A 1011-nucleotide genomic window follows, 5' to 3' on the forward strand; every position below is an offset into this window, starting at 1 on the left:
TACCGGAACATCGGAATCGGCCAACTCGCGAAGTATCGCTTGCCGCTGGCAGGGAAAGTATCCATCCTGCATCGCGTGAGCGGCCTGCTGCTCTTCGTGTGTCTGCCGTTCATCCTGTATCTGCTCGATCAGAGCCTGACGTCGGAAATCTCGTTCGACGCGTTCAAGGGCTTCCTCGCCAACCCCATCGTCAAGATCATCACGCTCGTGCTGTCGTGGGCGTATCTGCATCACTTCTGCGCGGGCATTCGCTTCTTGCTGCTCGACACCCACGTCGCGGTGAACAAGGAAGGCGGCAGGCAGACCGCGCTCATCGTGCTGATCGTTTCGCTGTTGCTCACGCTCGCGATGGCTCTCAAGATCTTCGGAGTGTTCTAAACATGGCAACGCAAAATCGAGTCGGTCCGAAGCGCCTGGTCGTCGGCGCCCATTACGGTCTGCGCGACTGGCTCGCGCAACGCGTCACTGCGGTCGTGATGGCCATCTATACCGTCATTCTGCTGTTCTGGTTCTTCGGCGCGCATAACTTCTCCTATGAAGGCTGGGCCGGCATCTTCGCGACCCAGTGGATGAAGCTTGCGACTTTCGTGGCCCTGCTTTGCCTCTTCTATCACGCGTGGGTCGGCATTCGCGACATCTGGATGGACTACGTGAAGCCCATGGGCGTGCGCCTGCTGCTGCAGGTGCTGACCATCCTGTGGCTGATCGGATGCGCCGGCTACGCCGCACAGATTCTCTGGAGAGTTTAAAGAACATGGCTGCAATCAAGACTTCCCTGCCGCGTCGTCGCTTTGACGTGGTCATCGTCGGCGCGGGCGGATCGGGCATGCGCGCATCGCTGCAGCTCGCGCGCGCGGGGCTTTCCGTCGCGGTGCTGTCCAAAGTGTTTCCGACGCGCTCGCATACGGTGGCTGCGCAAGGCGGCATCGGCGCTTCGCTCGGCAACATGAGCGAAGACAACTGGCACTATCACTTCTACGACACCATCAAGGGCTCCGACTGGCTCGGCGA

At 60.3% G+C, this 1011-nt stretch carries 3 protein-coding genes; all 3 read left to right on the forward strand.

Annotated elements, in window-relative coordinates; genetic code table 11:
• On the forward strand, positions 1-378 hold a 378-nt coding region (sdhC, locus tag AWB80_RS42790; protein WP_061180611.1), incomplete at its 5' end, for a succinate dehydrogenase, cytochrome b556 subunit.
• A gap of 2 nt (positions 379-380) precedes the next feature.
• A complete protein-coding gene (sdhD, locus tag AWB80_RS42795; RefSeq protein WP_061180612.1) occupies positions 381-749 on the forward strand; it encodes a succinate dehydrogenase, hydrophobic membrane anchor protein in 369 nt (122 codons plus the stop codon).
• Positions 750-754: 5 nt separating this feature from the next.
• A partial coding sequence (locus AWB80_RS42800; protein ID WP_143328305.1) for an FAD-dependent oxidoreductase occupies positions 755-1011 on the forward strand: 257 nt, incomplete at its 3' end.

Source organism: Caballeronia pedi (assembly GCF_001544915.2).
Taxonomy (GTDB): domain Bacteria; phylum Pseudomonadota; class Gammaproteobacteria; order Burkholderiales; family Burkholderiaceae; genus Caballeronia; species Caballeronia pedi.

Bases quoted from the DNA above. Each gene is read 5' to 3' on its own strand.
- sdhD (WP_061180612.1), top strand. From the start codon at position 381: ATGGCAACGCAAAATCGAGTCGGTCCGAAGCGCCTGGTCGTCGGCGCC.